This is a genomic window from Peribacillus sp. QJM3NY_7 (assembly GCF_056173225.1).
In genome coordinates, this window is the sequence record NZ_CM149663.1 from 960923 (window position 1) to 979813 (window position 18891).

Sequence of the window (18891 nt, forward strand, 5' to 3'; positions counted from 1 at the left end):
TTTTCCTATGGTTAAGGTTTTTATTTTGGATTGTGGGGGATTAATATGAAGAATGGTTTATCTGCCATTTCCATCCCGATGCTGGATGAAGAAATGGGACGTCAGGTTAAAGGACATGTCGATTCGCTGACGGTTCCTCAGGGAAGCTTAGGACGGCTGGAAGAATGGATAATTGAACTGGCCAAGATGACAGGGGAGGCATTTCCGGACATTTCGAAACCGGGGGTGATCGTGTTTGCAGCCGACCATGGAATTACGGAAGAAGGGGTTTCCGCGTATCCAAAAGAAGTGACGGAACAAATGGCACTTAATTTCCTGAATGACGGTGCTGCTATCAATGTATTAAGCCGTGCGATAGATGCTTACTTGGACATTGTCGATATAGGGATCGATGCAGATATCGAAGCACCGGGGTTAACTTCCAGAAAAGTCCGTAATGGAACTAGAAACTTTTATAAGGAAGAGGCTATGACAAAGGAAGAAGTAAATCAAGCGCTTGACATTGGGTATGGCCGTGCAGAGAAAATGATTGCCCGTGGGGTGAACTGCCTGATTCTTGGTGAAATGGGAATCGGAAATACGACATCCAGTACCGCCATCATCTCCATCATAAGCGGGAAAAGCGTCGAATCACTAGTGGGGCAAGGAACAGGATTGAAGTCAGAAGGCATTTTACATAAGCGAAGAATAATTGAAGAAGCGATTTCATTAAGAAATCCTAATCCTGATGATCCAATCAACATTTTGATGAATATCGGTGGATTCGAAATTGCAGGTATGGCAGGGGCCATGCTTGCTGCAGCGAATAACCGTATACCCATTCTTGTTGATGGTTTCATTACAACAACGGCTGCTGTATTGGCAAACCTGATTTCCGGACGTGCAGCCGATTATATGTTTGTTGGACATCGATCTGCAGAACCTGGTCATAGAGCGGCCATAGAACTGCTTGGCAAGGAACCGATCCTCGACCTGGGAATGAGAATCGGGGAAGGAACAGGGGCTGCCCTGTCATACCCCATTCTCAAGGCAGCGACATTGGTCATTAAAGAAATGGCAACATTTGAATCTGCGGGCGTGTCAAATAAGTAAGAAAAAGGAGACCTCGATAACGCTGGTCTCCTTTTTATACAGGTAAAAAATTGGATACTGCATTGAAACATTCTTCTATTCCGCTGTTATTTAATAGGCAGATGATCTTTATATTTCTTCATTTTCCTGACGACGGAAGGCTGGCTGATACCTAAGAATTTAGCCATTTCATATGTGGACTTGCATTGTTTACTCGCTTTCATCAACATCCATTTTTCGACTTGTTCGAGAGCAGTATTGAGATCACTATCATCAACCATCATATTGTCGATCATTAGGGTATCATCTATTTTCTCCAAAGATTCTTGTCCATGGAAATTGGAGGGGAGAAAGCCTGGGAAAATGATGGAGTCTTCCGAGGTCAAAATGAGCCGTTCAATCAGGTTTTCCAATTCACGCACGTTTCCTGACCATTTATGCTGAATCAGTATTTCGTAAGTGGAAGGGTGCAATTTCTTATCCGACTTGTATTTCTTATTGATGATTTCGAGATTATGATTGATTAAGATGGCAATGTCTTCTTTTCTTTCTCGTAACGGCGGTATTTGGATGGGAATCACATTTAAGCGATAATACAAATCGAGCCTGAATGTTCCCTTCTCCACCATTTCCTCAAGGTTTTGATTGGTTGCCGTCACAAGCCGGAAATCAATTTTATGCTCTTTTTTTCCTCCCACTCTTTTAAAGGTCTTCTCTTGCAGGACATTTAATAACTTCACTTGCATATCGAGGGGAAGCTCCCCAATTTCATCCAGAAATAAGGTTCCGTTATCTGCTTGTTCGATCAGCCCTTGCTTCCCCTGCTTCTGCGCTCCGGTGAAGGATCCCGCTTCATATCCAAACATTTCGGATTCAAAGAGACTTTCTGGGATGGTACTGCAGTTGACTTCGATGAATGGCTCTTTGCTGCGGTAACTCTGATTGTGCAGCCGGCGGGCGAATACGCTCTTTCCCACACCGGATTCCCCAAGTAGCATGACTGTCGCATCCGTTTTGGAAACACGGTGTATCGTTTTGGCGATTTGCCGCATTTCCTTGCTGCGATAGATCAACTCCTCCTGTTCCCTTAGTTCCTCGACCTCCGATTGGTATTCTTGAATCTTTTTCTCCAATTGACCGTACTGATCCTGGAGGTTCCTGATTTCAGTTTGATCTTGGGCATAGCTGACGACACGAATCAATTCACCATCATCATCAAAGATGGGATAGGCAGTCGACATGACGATTTTTCCCGTCTTCGTTTGCTGCATGATCTGGATAGGCGTTTTCTCATTCAATACCATGGCGGAAATCGAAGGTGAAAGGATTCCTTCCGTTTCGAGCTGGTAAACGGATTTTCCAAGGTAATGTTCTGGTTCGATTCCATATATCCACCAATGGTTAGGATTCGTGAATAAAATGAATCCTTTTTCATCGGTCACGGTAATATTATTATTGGATGTGTTGATAATGCATTCCAAAACTCTTTTGACGTTGTTATCACTCATCATTTTCCCCCTTATCACTGTGCCGGTGATTCAAATATAAATCAAAAACAGAAGCGAAATCAAGAATTTTCAGTTATTTCGATTTGGAATTGAATCATTTTTTATAAGAATCATGCCTGAGATAGTCTCACTCACTTCATTCATCATGCTAAAACTAGAGTAATAGAGACGCCACCCACATTAAAGCAAATGGATACTTATACGGTTAACCTACTTATGTTTGGGTATAAATAAAGTAGAGAGTAATCGATTGAAGGAGTGATTGACTTGGCTGAAAATACAACCTTGGGACAATATTTATATGACTGCTTAAAAGCAGAAGGCATTACAGAGATTTTTGGTGTGCCTGGAGACTATAATTTCTCATTGCTAGATACTTTGGAAGATTACGATGGGATTGAGTTTATTAATGGACGAAATGAACTCAATGCTGGTTACGCAGCGGACGCATATGCCCGGGTGAAGGGCATGTCGGCACTGATAACCACCTTTGGTGTCGGTGAAATGAGCGCATGTAATGCAATCGCTGGAGCGTACAGTGAAAATGTGCCGCTCATCCATATTGTCGGCTCGCCAAAGACCATGATGCAGCAGGAAAAGGAGCTTGCCCACCATACGTTAATGGATGGAGATTTTGATGTTTTCCGTAAGGTTTATGAGCATATTACCGGTTATACAGCAATACTTACACCAGAAAACGCGGCTAGGGAGATACCGGCTGCAATCAAAATCGCGAAAGAAAAGAAAAAGCCCGTTTATTTGGTAGTGGCTATCGATCTCGTTGAAAAACCATTGCTTTCTCTCGGTAAGACATCAGAAAACATGACAAAAACGAATGTCGATGATTTGCAGTCAGCAGTGAAGCATATAAAAGGCATGTTAGAACATGTAAATAAAGCCGTTCTGCTTGTCGACGTGAAAACACTTCGTTATAACTTGCAGAAACCCGTACTGCAGCTCGCTGAGAGGTTAAATGTTCCAGTTGCTTCATTGATGCAGGGGAAAAGCGGGTTTGATGAGAGTCATCCCCAGTATATTGGTGTATACGGCGGAGCTTTCGGAAGTAAGGATGTAACTGAGACTGTTGAAGAAGCGGATTTGATCATAGCCGTTGGTACTGTTTGGTCAGACGTCAATACTTCCAAAGGTACAGCAAAGCTTAACCCGTTGAAAATGGTGGAAATTCAACCTGACACATTAAAAGTGGGGGAAGCCAGCTATATGAATGTCAAGGCGGAGGAAATACTAAATGCGCTCCAGGAAATTGGCTACCGTCAGAACGAATCTGTCGGAAACATCTCGTTTCCGTTTGACACAATGGTGGAAGACCCATCTGCACCACTGAAAGCGACTTCCTATTATCCTCGAATTCAGCAAATGTTGAAGGAAAATGACATTGTGGTCACGGAAACAGGAACATTCTCTTATGGCATGTCACAGGTCAGATTGCCGAAAGGGGCGACCTACATAGCCCAGGGAGGCTGGCAAAGCATTGGTTATGCGACGCCTGCAGCTTTCGGTGCTTGTATAGCGGATAGAAACCGGCGTGTCCTTTTGTTTACCGGGGACGGATCGATACAGCTGACAGCACAGGAAATAAGCTCGATGCTGGAGAACGGCTGTAAGCCCATCGTGTTCATCCTCAACAATAACGGCTATACGATAGAAAAATTCTTAAACGTAAAAGTCGATATAGAAAAACAGAAATACAACGAGATACCAGAGTGGAATTATACAAAACTGGCTGAAGCATTTGGTCAAGAGGCATTCACAGCAAGAGTCGAGACGAATGGTGAACTGGATGAAGCCATTACAAATGCCCAAGATATGAACGCCGATAAACTTTGCCTTATAGAACTGGTCGTGAAAGATCAGATGGATGCACCGGATTATTTGAAAAAAATAAGGCAGTACCTTGAAGAGCAAGAGAAACTAAAGTAATTCCATGTTCGAAATGCAATCACCCCTGATTAAACACTAGAATATAGTTTAATGTTTTGTTTATGAAACCTCATTAGATTGAAAAATTATGAAATACTCCTGCCGAATTACTGGCTAGCCGAGACACCACAGGCGTTTGCTTTGAGGAGGCTTGGCAGAAGGCCGGCGGAAAGGGAGCGGATTTCTGGAATCGACTAATTTAAGAAAAAAGCGAAGGCTGAACACACCCGAACCAAATTTAAGACGAGGTGATCCTTGAGTTTTTTTTACAGTAATCCATAAAGGATGGAAGAAATTTGCGACACTCCTGCCGAATAACTGGCTAACCGAGACCCCGGAGACGTTTACGTCGAGGAGGCTTGGCAGAAGGCCGGCGGAAAGGGAGCGGATTTCTGGAATCGACTGAAATGTAATTTAAGAAAAAAGCGAAGGCTGAACACACCCGAACCAAATTTAAGACGAGGTGATCCTTGAGTTTTTTTTACAGTAATCCATAAAGGATGGAAGAAATTTGCGACACTCCTGCCGAATAACTGGCTAACCGAGACCCCGGAGACGTTTACGTCGAGGAGGCTTGGCAGAAAGCCGGCGGAAAGGGAGCGGATTTCTGGAATCGACTGAAATCAAATTTAAGAAAAAACTGTAGGCTCGGACATATCCCGAAGCAAGCTTAAGATAGGGGATCCTTAATGTTTTTACAGTAATCCTAAAAGGATGGAAGAAATTTGCGAGACTCCTGCCGAATAACTGGCTAGCCGAGACCCCACAGGCGCTTGCGCCGAGGAGAATCGGCAGGCAGTCGGCGGAAAGGGAGCGGATTTTTGAAATCAACTGGAATGTAATTTCAAGAAAAAACTGAAGGCTCGGACACATCCCGAAGCAAGCATAAGATAGGGGATCTTCATAGTTTTTTACAGTAATCCTAAAAGGATGGAAGAAATTTGCGACACTCCTGCCGAGTAACTGGCTAGTCGAGACCCCGAAGGCGTTTACGTCAAGGAGGCTTGGCAGACAGTCGGTGGAAAGGGAGCGGATTTCTGGGATCGACTGGAATGAAATATTAAGAAAAAAACCGTAGGCTGGACATCCCGAACCAAGTTTAAGACGAGGTGATCCTTGAGTTTTTTTACATTAATCCTTAAAAGATGGAAGAAATATGTGACACTCCTGTCGAGTAACTGGCTAGCCGAAACCCCCGGAGACGTTTACGTCGAGGAGGCTTGGCAGACAGTCGGCGGAAAGGGAGCGGATTTCTGGAATCGACTGGAACTTTTTTGAAATAAAAAAGCTCAGGCAAACTTACTCTTCTTATTAGTATACTTTCTGAAAAGGTCTTCTGTGATGAAGGCCTTTTTTTGTTGGAAATGTAGATAATGTACTTACTTATATCTGTACGGCCCGATCAAGGACAAGAATGCAAGTTGAAAAAGTGAACAGGATATACCCAGAATGACAATACCAATATTGGTAACGGTCATTTCAAAATTGAAACCAAGAATTTTTAAACTAAGAGTATTATGAAAATATCATGAAGTAATAGGAAAAGTATTCTTCCTTAGCAGAGAAAACCATTCTTTTTCCTGCTAGCAATTTCTGTAGGGAAGGAGGTACAAAAAATGCGTAAAAATGTATCATTAGCGCGGTTAATAGAGTCTAATAAAGAAAATCTCAACAATAATCAGATGTTCATAGATCTTATAGAAGAAAAAGTCCATAGAAAGCAGGTTGAAATGCAGGAAAGACAAGGAAGGATGAAATAGGCCAACGAAAAGGAATTATTAAGCTTTGAAGGAGTCCGTATCAGTAATCAACTGAATTATGCGATTGTGGAAATGCAAGGTTAATGCGCCAGGTATGAGGAAAGAGAGGATAAAAAAGGTTAGCTTAACTTTATATTTTATTCTACCTATTGATAAAGAGTAAGTATTGGTATTATAAAATACTTTTAACGGGTGTGTTTATCATTGCTGCGAGTATCTATTATACATTTGGGTTTACTAGTGAAGGTTTAGTTTATTTTGTATATTTTAATGTGTTTTGAGTATTTTTAATCGTAAAATCAATTATAAAAAAAGACTTAATACTTTAACGAATTATAAGCATATATTAATGCGAGAGTTAGGATGGCTTCAAAAAGAAGGGGTATAAGCGATAACACCAGTTGGCGGCTAGTTAACATTATCATAAGCAAAAAAGCGTGTATGATCATTTATCGAAACACGCTTTTTTTGCTTTTTATCGTTTACTGCCACCATCATTTAGTTTAGGACTCGGACTGCCTTCACAAAGCTTGGTCCCCAGTAGGAATTGTTAATATTAGCGTAGGATACACCTTTAGATGTCGAAGCATTCAGCATTTGACCGTTACCGGCATAAATTCCTACATGATTGATTACTCCATCATTATTGGTATCGAAAAATACTAAATCCCCTTTTTGCAGGGCCTTTGAGGATACAGCTTTACCAACGTGTGATTGGGCCACTGAATTTCGAGGCAAGGAAATACCTGCACTTTGGAATGCTCTTAATGTGAATGAAGAGCAATCAAATACATCAGTGCGTGAAGTGCTCGCACCGTAAACATACTTGGCTCCCAAGTATTTAGCACCAGCTGCCAAAACTTGATCTGCCTTGTTGGATTTGGACGGTTTATTTATTGCAGATGCCGAGGCCTTCCCTGAAACCCGGATGGTTTGGCCGATTCGAATACGATCTGAATTGGAAATATTAGGGTTTATTTTAAGTAAGGCACTAAGGGAAAGGTTATATCTTTTAGCGATTGTTGATAAGGAATCCCCTAATTTAACGACATAAACGCCTGTTGTATTTTTACCTTTATCCGGATTGCTGGTAATGGCATTAACCTTCAAGACCTGACCTGGAAAAATGAGAGTGCTAGTCAAATGATTCATAGACTTTAATTGTTGGACAGTCATATTATTGACTCTGGCAATTTTGCCCAGTGTATCCCCGGATTTGACTTTATATGTAGCATTTGAACTATTTTTAGCCGAAGGGCTGGATCCGGAGGTTTGTCCGGAAACCCGGATGGTTTGGCCAATATATATTCGGTCCGAACTAGAAATATTAGGGTTTAATTTAAGCAGGGCACTAACGGATACATTATATTTATTGGCAATTTCAGATAAAGAATCCCCAAGTTTAACCACATATTTTTCGGTTTTATCTTTACTATTATCTGTATGGTTGTTAAGGGTATTAAATTTCAAGACTTGGCCGGGAAAAATAAGGTTACTAGTCAAATGGTTTTGAGATTTTAAGTGCTGGACAGTTGTATTATTGGCTTTAGAGATTTTATCTAGGGTGTCCCCTGATTTAACTTGATAAGAACCAGCATTAGCAGAAGTGCCGGCGATTAGGGTACCTATAATGGTCCCCGCAAGAATGAAAGAGTTTTTAGAATTGTTCATTTAGGAAAGTTCCTCCTGATGTGGTAAAAAAATATCTAGCATTTATATTATAAAGGTATGGAATATAAAAAACATGACCCATATAAATAAAATTCAACTTTTTCGTCATTTTTGAGTAATCTTGCTACAGGTAAATGGGTATTTATGGGGTTTGGATGGAGTGTAAGAGGGCCATACTGTAATTTCGCATAAATGGATAAAAAGAGCATTTCATAAAAATGGAGGTTTTAGGAGATTAAAAAGAAAGGTAAGGATGGCATATCCTTACCCATTTTTTTTAATATTGTCTATAAACGTAGGGATCATCCGGTTCAGCGATTTTACTATGTGATGATACTTTGAGCAGGGGAATGGTTTTCTTGAATGGCTGATAATAAATGGATTCCAATTCACCTGTCACGGAATACCACTCATCATTTTTAGGATGCATTCCTTCAGGAAATTCGATTAACATACCGAATACCCCAGAGTCAGCGACACAATGAATGACCCCAAAACGAAACAGAAATACCTGGTTTTTGGCTAGCTCATCTGAATTGTACGAAAATCCGGTTAACGTTATTTGCTTGCCAGTGAACTTTCCAGGAGAGTAATAGATGGCTTCTAAATCGTTTAGATAGTTTTCATCTGTTAATTGGAGACTATCACGATCAACCAGGCCTTTGAGAGAGTTATCCATTAAAGTTAAATAGTCATCCTTGCCATAATAAAGACTCGTATCCGGCTGCAGGAATTGATGCTGGCTATATTCATCCGAGTCTTCATATACAGGGAAATGAAAACCTTTTTTTTCTACAATATTGGAGTCCATAGTGGCAACAGGCAAAAAGAGACCGGTTAAAATGGGAATGAAGTATAGGAAGTAAGTAAGGTTCCTTTTCCATTTCTTATTTTCCCGGGAGTGATCATGTCCGCACTGACAATCAACACCTTCTTCTTGATTACCTTCCAAAAAATATAAGTAAGATCCCATTAAAGTGAATATTGCCAGTATATAGATAGCAATCTGTGAAACATATGAATATTCCATATTAATGTATTTCGATATATTCCCTGAGGCGTGTAAATGCATGAATAAAAAAGTAAGTCCAAGTAATATGAATAATCTTCCCATATAAAACACCCTCTTTAAGAAATAAACAATAAAGTTAGGCCTAAGACGGAAATAAATATATAGGCCATCAAACATAAAACGAATTTTGTTTTGAAGGTACCTAAAAGCATGATCGTATTTTTAATATCAAACATGGCCCCAAATACAAGAAAAGCAACTAGTGAAGAGGGAGAGAAGGTACTTCTAAAAGAACTTGCAACAAAGGCATCCGCTTGGGAACACAAGGACATGACATAGGATAAAGCCATCATGACTGCATTCCCTGATAGTTTTCCTTGACCGATTTCAAGCAATAGGGATGTTTTCAAAAAGGTTTGAATGGCAGCCGCCAGCAATGCACCAATGATTAAGTATTTTCCAACAGAAAAGAACTCTTCAATCGAATGTTTGAACATCCCCGTTATTTTGTCATTAAATGTAAGTTTATGGTGATGTATATGTTCGATATGTTCCTGTTTAAGCTGATTTGTCTTAAATTGAAAAGACAGGATGAATGCAATAATCAGGACGACCGCGAATGCAATTCCGCCACGATAGAAAACCATGCTCCAGCTATTGCCAAACGCTATATAGGTGGAAAACAGGACGATCGGATTGAGAATGGGTGCAGAAAGCATAAAGGCAATGGCCGCTGAAAGAGGAACCCCTTTAGCGATCAAACGGCGGGTGATCGGGACGATTCCGCACTCGCAGGCAAGAAAAAAGACTCCTGCACCTATTGCGGATAGAACAGATAAGATCGGATTTTTCGGAATGATTTTTGCAATCATCTCTTCCGACACAAAAATTTGGATGATTCCAGATATAAGGACTCCCAGTAAAATGAAGGGAAGGGATTCAATTAGGATACTAATAAAAATTGTATTCATTTGCAAAAGGGCCTGAACGTTCATCATAAACCACCTTCCATATTGCTGACTTAACTATATTAGGTTCGTAATGGAAGGAAGTCAATTTATTATTACTGGGGAAATAGGCTGGAAGATGAATGGGTAAGGAAATTTTGGAAATTGAATTATGGGATATTGAGGGGACTTGAATAATCTAATGTATAAGTTTGGCAGAAATTAAACTTCAATTAAAGTTTTGTTCCTTTTGAGGCTAGGGCTGTCATTAGCTTTATTCATAATACTTTCTATACGATACTTGATATGGATTTCGGGATGCTTACCGACAAAGCAAAATACCCTCTAAGTTGTGTAACATACACAGAATTACAATGTTCGCTTAGAGGGGAATAACATCATGGAGACTATTTTGGCCCCCTTTTATTAATTAAGTTCTTACGGGATATAAATGGATTGTCGGTAACCCAGAAACGCCAAGGGTAATCCTTTGCTTCCCCGGAGTTGTCGATTCCGACGCGGGGACCGCTGGATATGTGGCCAGGCTTTTTTCCGGCAGCTAGATATAGCGGGGGATCGGTAAAAGATCGGCCATAATCATCCATGGTGATGCCTAGTGCCTTTGTTAGCTTCCCTGGTCCATCGGTCCATTTACGAATATCGGCAATTCCGCGTCTGTCATGCATTAACTCGAGCCCTGAATACGGTTCAATCGCGCGAATTAAAATGGCTTCCGGATTTTCAGGTCCGCCGCTTACGACATTGACCAGTGTATGTGTGTGCATGACGTATGTATAGATCAAACCGGAATTTCCGAACATCACTTCCGTACGTTTTGTCCGTCTATTTCCAAAACTATGTGCGGCCCTGTCCCCAGGTCCCATGTAGGCCTCTGTTTCAACAATGAATCCAGAAGCGGTTCCTTCCGCTGTTTCTTTTACGATCAGGCAGCCAAGAAGGGATTTCGCCAGTTCAAGCGTGGGCTGCTGATAAAAATCAGCAAGCAAAATTGAATCGTTTATCTTGTCCATAGTATCACCCCATTTAGTCTCATATAGGTAAAATGCCCTTATCAATGAAAAAGAAACATAGGATTGAAGGGATGAAAAAGGCCGGCTGATTATATCAGCCGGTCCCGAGCCTGTTTTAGCCTAATTCTTTTTCCGTTTCTTGATCTCTTTTGATTCGGCCCGAACCCACGGAAAGTGCCACTAATATCCCTGCGGAAACGAAAAAGATACCGGTGATGAAAACACTGGAGAATGCATGGATCCAAGCATTTTCTATCGTTTTAACAAGGACATTGCTGACTTCTGCTGGCATTTTTAGGTTTTCGGGATAAAGCATGATGTTGAATAACGTATCCGTTTTATCGGCTAATGCTTTCAGTGCCTCATGCAATATAGGGTCTTTTTGACTTACGACCGCATCATCCATATTTTGCTGGAGATTGTGATTCATGACAGCATTCAAAATCGTGATGCCCATCGTTCCACCTATTGAGCGGAAGAAGGTTGAAGCCGCTGTAACCGACCCTAGCTGCGATTTTGGAAATTCGTTTTGAACGGCAATCATCAATGTCGGCATGACAAGCCCCATACCTATCCCAAGGATGGCCATGAATGAGTACGCAGTGAATATTGTCGTACTGCCGTCCATCATACTCATTAGGAAAAAGCCAAGCGTCGCAAAGGCCATTCCAAAGGTAAGCACGGTACGAAAACGGAATTTCAAAAGTAACCGCCCGCCAATGATGCTGGAAAGAATCATACCGATCATCATCGGAGTCATGGTCGATCCCGCTTTTGTTGGTGAAACTCCCAAAACGCCTTGCATGAACAGCGGGACGAACATGATTGCCCCAAACATGCCAAGGCCAAGCAGGAATCCTAAAATATTCGTGGTGGAAAAAACTCTATTTTTAAAAAGGGTTAAATCAAGGATCGGTTCGACCGCTCTTCTTTCAAAAATGATGAATTGGACAATGAAGACAATGGTGCTGCCGAAAATCAAGATAGATTCCAGTGATAACCATTCGAATTTATCACCACCGAAGGTCAAGCCAAGCAATAACAGGACAATACCAGGAATCAAAGTGAAGATTCCTAGATAATCGATATTCACTTTCTCAGTTTTCCTTATCGTTTCATGTTTCAATCCTACATAAATCAAAATGGCCGATAGTAAGCCTGTCGGTACATTGATCAAAAAAATCCAATGCCAGCTGATATGGTCAACGATCAGGCCGCCCAGAAAAGGGCCGATGACAGAACTTAATCCAAAAAGGGCTCCGAATACACCCTGCCATTTGGCTCTTTGTTCCGCAGAGAATATATCGCCGATGATTGTTTGGGACAAAGGCATGATCATTCCGCCGCCGATTCCCTGCAGACCTCTGTAGATGATCAATTGCTCCATCGAAGTGGCTGTGGCACATAAAAACGAACCGATCGTAAATATGATTGTGCCAAGCAGATAAAGGGAACGCCTGCCATATAAATCAGATAGCTTTCCAACAATGGGTACAACAGTCGTTGAGGCTATTAAATAGGCAGTCGTTACCCATGCAAAGATGGTGAAGCCATTCAATTCCCCGATAATTGTCGGCATGGCCGTACCGACGATCGTCTGTTCCAATGAACTGAAAAACATTCCTATGATCAATCCTGTTAAGACAAGCTTGGTATTGACCGCTTTTTTTTCCATTTGCATAGCATTTCTCCATTTCTATAACTGTATTTCTTATTCGTTTGTGACTAATAGGTCAAAATTATAAATCTCTAATGACCAATTAGTCAACATTTTTTTTTGCAAAAGAATTCAATTACTTGACTATAGTGGGTAAAGGTGAATATACAAATTCATCCATATCACTTTAAGTAATTCGACCAGAAACTACCAAATCCTTCCTGTTTAATATCTCCAACGTGTTTCCATTTATCATATCCGATATAATAAAGTGGGAACTTAGATGAACTTATGATTGGAAGTGTAAGATATGAATAAAAAAATCGGGTTTATTGGATGCGGCAAAATGGGTGAGGCAATGCTTGAGGGCATGCTGCATGCAGAGGTCATTTCACCTGAAGGAATCATGGTCAGTACTTCGAGTGCGGAGACCAAAACTAAAATCACCACGAAATATAACGTTAGAGGTACTTTGGATAATAAAGAGGTTGCCGGTTTTGCCGATTTTCTCTTTCTGGGGATCCAACCTGCCATGCATAAGCAAGTACTTGAAGAAGTGAAGAATCATGTTAAAGAAGACACCGTTATCATTACTATGGCAGCAGGGATCACTGTATCTCTAGTTGAGAACAGCTTCGAAAAAAGAGTGAAGGTAGTCCGGACGATGCCAAACACTCCTTCGCTTGTCGGTGAAGGCATGACTGCCATGTGCATCAATGATGAAATTACCGATGCTGATATAGAGGATGTGACTGCACTGCTGAATAGTTTCGGTAAAACGGAAATCCTTCATGAGGATTTGATGGACGCAGTTCCGGCCATCAGCGGTTCGTCGCCTGCTTATGTTTATATGTTCATCGAGGCGCTGGCTGATGGAGGGGTCCGTGATGGCATTCCACGAAAACAAGCATACCGAATGGCAGCACAAGCTGTAATGGGAGCTGCTAAAATGGTACTGGAAACGGAAAGACATCCTGCTGCTTTAAAGGATGATGTCTGCACGCCGGGCGGATCAACGATTTCTGCGGTAGCGGCTTTAGAAGAGAATCAGCTAAGATCCAGCATTCTGCAAGCAATGAAGGCCTGCACGGATAAAACGAAAGGTTTCAGTAAATGAAGAAAAGTTGGATTGCCTATTAGCGGGCAATCTCATTCGCGGTACATTTTCAGAATGTTCGGGGAAAAGAGGAGGCTGTAATAATGAAAGGTCATATAGAAGAATTAAGGAAGATACTTTCGGAAGAACAAGTAACGGTGAATGAAACTTTATTGGAACAGCACAGCCATGATGAATCATATCACACCCCGCATTTACCGGATATGGTCATATATCCAAGGGATTCTGCAGAAGTAAGCGCAGTGATGTGTTATGCGAATGAGCATGGAATACCAGTCATTCCTTTTGGGTTAGGAACAAGTTTGGAGGGGCATGTCGTTCCAGTCAATGGGGGTATTTCCCTGGATTTATCCTTGATGAATCAAATATTGGAAATCAGGGAAAATGATTTCCTTGTTAAGGTCCAACCGGGTGTGACAAGGACGCAACTTAATAAAGAATTAAAAAAGTACGGTTTGTTCTTTTCCGTCGATCCTGGCGCCGATGCTACATTGGGTGGGATGGCAGCTACGAATGCAAGTGGGACGACCTCGGTCAAATATGGGATAATGCGCGATCAAGTCAGGGATTTGGAAGTGGTTTTAGCAAACGGTGAAGTGATTCATTCCGGAAGCTTAGCGACAAAATCATCTTCAGGCATTCATTTGAATGGCTTGTTTGTCGGCTCTGAAGGTACGCTGGGTGTATTTACTGAACTGACATTGAAGGTATATGGCATCCCTGAAGTCACAATGGCCGGAAGAGCCTCATTTCCAACCGTCGAACAGGCAGTATCTGCGGTTAATGGAATCATGCTTGCTGGAATCCCGATTGCACGAATTGAATTGGTGGATGCCGAGTCCATAAAAAAAGTTAATCAATTCATGGACAAATCCTATGATGTCCAACCAACTCTATTCCTCGAGTTTCATGGGAATTTTGCCGGACTGGAACAGGACGTCAAATTTGCCAAGGAAATCGTAAGTGATTTTGGCTGTGGAGATATCCAGTTTGAAACCGATTCAAAAGCACGGAACGCCTTATGGGAAGCGCGCCATAATCTCGCGTACGCTTTCATTCATAGTGCACCCGGAAAAAAGCTGATGGTGACCGACGTAAGTGTGCCACTACATGAATTATCGAATGCCATACTGGATACAAGGAAGAAAGTCGAACAATCCAAAGTGGAGGGTGCGATTGTAGGACATGTAGGTGACGGGAATTATCACGTATTGTTCATGATTGATTTGAAAAATCCTGAAGAAGTTAAAGAAGCGAAGAGGTTAAATGAAGAAATCGTCGAATATGCATTAACAAAAGGCGGTACATGTACGGGTGAACATGGGGTAGGACTTGGAAAATCGAAGTATCAGCGAAGGGAGCATAGAGCTGCTTATGAAGTGATGAAAACGATCAAACAGGCTTTGGATCCGAAAGGAATAATGAACCCTGGAAAGATTTTTATAGATTAAGAGGAATATTCTATTTTGTATGATTAGTAAGAACCTCAACCGGGGAAAGGGCAGACTTGATCAAGAAGTGGCATATCTTATATCTCCGGAAAAATCGCCCGTCCGAGCAGATAATCCAACCATATGAGGATAATTCGACCCTTGTGCGGAATATCCCGGCCTGATCCAGATATCATACGAAGAAGCTCAGCTTCATCGAGGCCCTCGTCCAAAAAAAATAAGACTCCAGACAAGATTCCTGGAGTCTTATTTATATTAAGCGTTAATGTTATTCGGGTTTAAGGCGTTTTCAACACTTACGTAATTGTAGCCAAGGTCTGTGGCAACTGCTTCGAACGTGATTTCACCGTTGGCCACATTGACGCCTTTTGCAAGAGCATCATTTTCAAGGATCGCTTTGATGGCACCTTTATTTGCAATTTGAAGTGCAAATGGGACTGTTACGTTAGTTAAAGCTACTGTAGAAGTTTGAGGCACTGCCCCTGGCATATTCGCCACTGCATAATGAACTACTCCATGTTTAACATAAGTAGGGTTATCATGTGTTGTTATGTGGTCGACCGTTTCAAAGATACCGCCTTGGTCGATTGCAACATCGACAATGACTGAACCTGGAGACATCGTTTTAACCATTTCTTCAGTAACGAGCTTAGGAGCTTTAGCACCTGGAATCAATACGGCACCGATTACTAAATCGGCATCTTTGACTGCTTCTGCAATATTATAAGGGTTGGAGATGAGTGTAGTCAGTTCATTTCCGAAAATATCATCAAGCTGACGCAGGCGGTCAGGGCTTAAGTCAAGAATGGTAACATCTGCGCCTAAACCAATAGCGATTTTAGCAGCATTCGTTCCAACCATTCCTCCGCCGATTACAGCGACTTTACCGCGTTTAACTCCAGGAACTCCGCTTAAGAGTATTCCTTTACCGCCGTTATTTTTTTCAAGGAACTGAGCACCGATTTGTGCAGCCATGCGGCCTGCAACTTCACTCATTGGTGTCAATAATGGAAGTGTGCGGTTTACTGCAACCGTTTCATAAGCAATGGCCAAGACACCGCTTTCTTTTAGTGCCTGAGCTAGTGCCGGCTCTGCCGCAAGATGTAAATATGTGAAAAGGATTAAATCTTTTCTGAAATATTTATATTCAGATGAGATAGGTTCTTTTACTTTCATGATCATTTCTGTACTTGCCCAAACGCTAGCAGCGTCCTCGACTATAACAGCACCAGCTTCTTGATATGCTTCATTTGTGAAACTGCTTCCTAGACCTGCGTTCATTTCGATTAATACTTCATGTCCTGCATTGACTAATGCCACGACCCCAGCTGGAGTGATAGCTACACGATTTTCATTGTTTTTAATCTCTTTTGGAATTCCTATTCTCATCTTAATCCCTCCAATAATATGTTTTACTATTTGTATCACAAGTATAGTTGGAAAAAGAAACAGTTAGTATGTGGAAATCAGAAAAATGAAAAAGGTGTATTTGTGGAATTCCACAAACGCAGTTTCAAAAACCATGGACTTGCGAGGATCAAGACCTTTGTAAAGCTGAAGTCAATTCTTTGCAATAGGCTCTTGAATGCGCTCTAAAATCCTTCTTTTCTTGTAAAGCATGATTCCCGTATCGGCGATATCGGCAATCATTGAACGATTTGTAATGGCGCCAAATATTATTCCGGCAACAGGAACCATTTGCAAAAGCTTTTTCCAGCCAAACTGATCGCGGTATGTATAAACGACTTCTCGCCATCCCTGGAGTTCGGATGCTATTTCCCTTTTTGATTGGGAATCAGTCTGGTTCATTTTCGACAATTCATTTAATAGAGCCTTTTTGCCGACAACATCCGATGTTGTAAATTGCAGACATTTGACGATGAAAATACGTTCTTGGCGGTCCCTAGGATTGAAGCCATATGTGATGGCGATATCCTGAAGGGTTTTGATGGACATCCCGAGAAGAAGTGGGATGTCGATGGCCAAGGTGAAGATTCCGCCAATCCCGGTAGTGGCACCTTGAACCGTTGCCAATTTGCTGCCTGAAGTTTTAATATCCTGACTCACGCTATCCATGATATGGAGGGGGATTCTTGAAACATCTTCCAGGTCATTAATATTCAACTCGGGAACCTTGGCTTGCAGCTGACTTAGAATATGGGCTTCTTTCGTTAAATATTTTCCGCCATTCTGAATGTAGCTGCCGATTTCATCAAGCATGACACCCAATTTTTTTTGAATGAAATCCGGAGTCAACTTATCCAATAGCTTGAAGGGGATGCGCCCAATCCGTTCCCAAAACCATAGTCCTTTCTGATCTTTCTCCCATTTTTCAATGATTGTTAATTCTTTTTCAAGTTCTTCTTTTGTTTCTAATCATATGATCAACCTTTCCACACTTCTTTTACATTCCATATCTGGGAATTTATCATTAATTTTTTTTGGAAAATTCATCATATTGATTAAGTTTAATGTTAAGAAAGAGGGACATTTTTTGAATTGGATCCTTTAATCGAATATTTCCAACTTCAGAGATTCTTTTTAATCGGTAATTCAATGTATTTACATGGATATGAAGATTTTTTGAAGCTTCATTTGGGTTGCAGTCTTTCTCTAGATAGACGGTGAGTGTTTGCAGCAATTCCGTCTGGTTCTTCATATCGTATGCTTTTAGTTTAAGGATGGAAGGATGAACACGGCGCTGTTTGTTGCTTGCGAGTGATTCAATCATTTGAAACATGCCAAGTTCTTCATAATGTAAAATGAGTGCCATGTCATCAGGGAATATATTCTTCATTTTTAGGGTGTATAGAGCTTCTTCGTAACTTGATTTAACATCCATTAAGTTTTTATACATATTGCCAGCCGTTCCAAGGATATGCTCAACACCGAAACGCCGTTTCATCTCCAGAATGAAAAAGGGGATGAACTCATAAATCGATGAAGTGAAAGAAGGGCTGTTTTCCTGGTTGGCTCCCGCGAAAAGAATGAGCTTGTTATGGTCAATGGCAAATAAGGAACTGTTTATCTTTTGAGTGGTCGTTAACATGTATGAAATGTAGCGCTCCACTTCGCGATTTATCTCTTTAGGAAATTCGAATACCAATATGGAAAAAACCACTGGAACATGGATTGAGAATTTCTTGTAATTTTCAATCATTTCCGATTCTTCTTGGTAGTGCCCGGTCAACATGCGCCATAGGAACTCTTGATGACCTGCTTCTTTCCTTTTCTTTTTCAATTGCAATTGCTGTAACTGGTTCTTTGCCTCCTTGGCAGCGAATTGCAGAAATTTCATATCTTCTTCGGTGAAAGGTTCATTTACTTCCAAGGCCCAAATGAATCCAAGCACTTCATTATTTTTCCGGATGGAAACCGCAACCCTGTTACCAAGACCGACATCATTGATGGCCCCGATTTTAATGGGGGCATCTTCCTTCAATAACGCAGGGATGAAGCCATCTTTCCATAAACTGTTGATGACCTTTTCAGGGACACGTCTTCCGATTATGGTCATGATACGGGCCTGATCCGTAGTATCATCGTGAGTGCTATAGGCAAGTAAGCGGTGGTTACCGTCCTCGATTGTAATGGGGCAACCTAAAACAGAACTGATTCTATCGGCAAACTCCATCATATCTCCATAAAGGTCTTTAAAAATATCTCTATTTTTTTCGAATTCCTTCATTTTTATTTTGCCCCTCGCTAAAAAAAATTCCTTCTAC

At 41.3% G+C, this 18891-nt stretch carries 14 protein-coding genes; 5 read left to right on the forward strand and 9 right to left on the reverse strand.

Annotated features, from left to right (window positions below):
• Nucleotides 1–45 precede the first annotated feature (45 nt).
• Nucleotides 46–1092 (forward strand): nicotinate-nucleotide--dimethylbenzimidazole phosphoribosyltransferase, encoded by a 1047-nt coding sequence (cobT, locus tag AC0VX1_RS04570; RefSeq protein ID WP_475470090.1) that lies wholly within the window; start codon nt 46–48, stop codon nt 1090–1092.
• An 86-nt stretch (nt 1093–1178) separates the two neighbouring features.
• Here the strand turns inward: cobT and AC0VX1_RS04575 are convergent, their stop codons facing one another.
• Nucleotides 1179–2582, reverse strand: coding sequence for a sigma-54 interaction domain-containing protein (locus AC0VX1_RS04575; RefSeq protein ID WP_475470092.1), 1404 nt, complete (start codon nt 2580–2582; stop codon nt 1179–1181).
• Nucleotides 2583–2846: 264 nt separating this feature from the next.
• Here AC0VX1_RS04575 and AC0VX1_RS04580 point away from each other — a divergent pair, with 264 nt between their 5' ends.
• Both AC0VX1_RS04580 and AC0VX1_RS04585 read left to right on the forward strand, forming a co-directional pair.
• Nucleotides 2847–4520, forward strand: coding sequence for an alpha-keto acid decarboxylase family protein (locus AC0VX1_RS04580; RefSeq protein WP_475470094.1), 1674 nt, complete (start codon nt 2847–2849; stop codon nt 4518–4520).
• A 1616-nt stretch (nt 4521–6136) separates the two neighbouring features.
• Complete coding sequence (locus AC0VX1_RS04585) at nt 6137–6280, forward strand: hypothetical protein (protein WP_187050520.1); 144 nt, start codon at nt 6137–6139, stop codon at nt 6278–6280.
• Nucleotides 6281–6778: 498 nt separating this feature from the next.
• Here the strand turns inward: AC0VX1_RS04585 and AC0VX1_RS04590 are convergent, their stop codons facing one another.
• The 5 genes from AC0VX1_RS04590 to AC0VX1_RS04610 form a co-directional block, all read right to left on the reverse strand.
• Entirely contained in the window at nt 6779–7951 is a 1173-nt protein-coding gene (locus tag AC0VX1_RS04590; protein WP_413023818.1) for a C40 family peptidase, read from the reverse strand.
• A 277-nt stretch (nt 7952–8228) separates the two neighbouring features.
• Nucleotides 8229–9065, reverse strand: coding sequence for a TIGR03943 family putative permease subunit (locus tag AC0VX1_RS04595; protein WP_475470097.1), 837 nt, complete (start codon nt 9063–9065; stop codon nt 8229–8231).
• A 14-nt stretch (nt 9066–9079) separates the two neighbouring features.
• Nucleotides 9080–9961, reverse strand: a complete 882-nt coding sequence (locus tag AC0VX1_RS04600; RefSeq protein WP_222620109.1) for a permease — start codon at nt 9959–9961, stop codon at nt 9080–9082.
• A gap of 356 nt (nt 9962–10317) precedes the next feature.
• The gene (locus tag AC0VX1_RS04605) at nt 10318–10941 is read right to left on the reverse strand and encodes a DNA-3-methyladenine glycosylase (protein WP_413009291.1); all 624 of its coding nucleotides are present in this window, start codon (nt 10939–10941) and stop codon (nt 10318–10320) included.
• Between the two features lie 115 nt (nt 10942–11056).
• The gene (locus AC0VX1_RS04610) at nt 11057–12622 is read right to left on the reverse strand and encodes an MDR family MFS transporter (RefSeq protein WP_475470100.1); all 1566 of its coding nucleotides are present in this window, start codon (nt 12620–12622) and stop codon (nt 11057–11059) included.
• A gap of 286 nt (nt 12623–12908) precedes the next feature.
• Here AC0VX1_RS04610 and proC point away from each other — a divergent pair, with 286 nt between their 5' ends.
• Together proC and AC0VX1_RS04620 are read left to right on the forward strand one after the other, a co-directional pair.
• Nucleotides 12909–13715: a pyrroline-5-carboxylate reductase gene (gene proC / locus AC0VX1_RS04615; protein ID WP_057275644.1), complete on the forward strand. Its 807-nt coding sequence runs from the start codon at nt 12909–12911 to the stop codon at nt 13713–13715.
• 83 nt (nt 13716–13798) lie between these two features.
• Nucleotides 13799–15166 (forward strand): FAD-binding oxidoreductase, encoded by a 1368-nt coding sequence (locus AC0VX1_RS04620; protein WP_475470103.1) that lies wholly within the window; start codon nt 13799–13801, stop codon nt 15164–15166.
• 255 nt (nt 15167–15421) lie between these two features.
• On the opposite strand, the gene ald is transcribed toward AC0VX1_RS04620, so the two are convergent.
• From ald to AC0VX1_RS04635, 3 genes are all read right to left on the reverse strand, one after another.
• Nucleotides 15422–16555, reverse strand: a complete 1134-nt coding sequence (ald, locus tag AC0VX1_RS04625) for an alanine dehydrogenase (RefSeq protein ID WP_034315093.1) — start codon at nt 16553–16555, stop codon at nt 15422–15424.
• A gap of 171 nt (nt 16556–16726) precedes the next feature.
• A complete protein-coding gene (locus AC0VX1_RS04630) occupies nt 16727–17506 on the reverse strand; it encodes an EcsC family protein (RefSeq protein ID WP_475471704.1) in 780 nt (259 codons plus the stop codon).
• A 91-nt stretch (nt 17507–17597) separates the two neighbouring features.
• Complete coding sequence (locus AC0VX1_RS04635; protein ID WP_413023810.1) at nt 17598–18854, reverse strand: PucR family transcriptional regulator; 1257 nt, start codon at nt 18852–18854, stop codon at nt 17598–17600.
• Between the last annotated feature and the right edge of the window lie 37 nt (nt 18855–18891).

Excerpts from the sequence above, each read along its gene's own strand:
- cobT (WP_475470090.1), top strand. The coding sequence starts at position 46 with ATGAAGAATGGTTTATCTGCCATTTCCATCCCGATGCTGGATGAAGAA.
- AC0VX1_RS04575 (WP_475470092.1), bottom strand. The coding sequence starts at position 2,582 with ATGATGAGTGATAACAACGTCAAAAGAGTTTTGGAATGCATTATCAAC.
- AC0VX1_RS04585 (WP_187050520.1), top strand. The coding sequence starts at position 6,137 with ATGCGTAAAAATGTATCATTAGCGCGGTTAATAGAGTCTAATAAAGAA.
- AC0VX1_RS04590 (WP_413023818.1), bottom strand. The coding sequence starts at position 7,951 with ATGAACAATTCTAAAAACTCTTTCATTCTTGCGGGGACCATTATAGGT.
- AC0VX1_RS04595 (WP_475470097.1), bottom strand. The coding sequence starts at position 9,065 with ATGGGAAGATTATTCATATTACTTGGACTTACTTTTTTATTCATGCAT.
- AC0VX1_RS04600 (WP_222620109.1), bottom strand. The coding sequence starts at position 9,961 with ATGATGAACGTTCAGGCCCTTTTGCAAATGAATACAATTTTTATTAGT.
- AC0VX1_RS04605 (WP_413009291.1), bottom strand. The coding sequence starts at position 10,941 with ATGGACAAGATAAACGATTCAATTTTGCTTGCTGATTTTTATCAGCAG.
- AC0VX1_RS04610 (WP_475470100.1), bottom strand. The coding sequence starts at position 12,622 with ATGCAAATGGAAAAAAAAGCGGTCAATACCAAGCTTGTCTTAACAGGA.
- proC (WP_057275644.1), top strand. The coding sequence starts at position 12,909 with ATGAATAAAAAAATCGGGTTTATTGGATGCGGCAAAATGGGTGAGGCA.
- AC0VX1_RS04620 (WP_475470103.1), top strand. The coding sequence starts at position 13,799 with ATGAAAGGTCATATAGAAGAATTAAGGAAGATACTTTCGGAAGAACAA.
- ald (WP_034315093.1), bottom strand. The coding sequence starts at position 16,555 with ATGAGAATAGGAATTCCAAAAGAGATTAAAAACAATGAAAATCGTGTA.
- AC0VX1_RS04635 (WP_413023810.1), bottom strand. The coding sequence starts at position 18,854 with ATGAAGGAATTCGAAAAAAATAGAGATATTTTTAAAGACCTTTATGGA.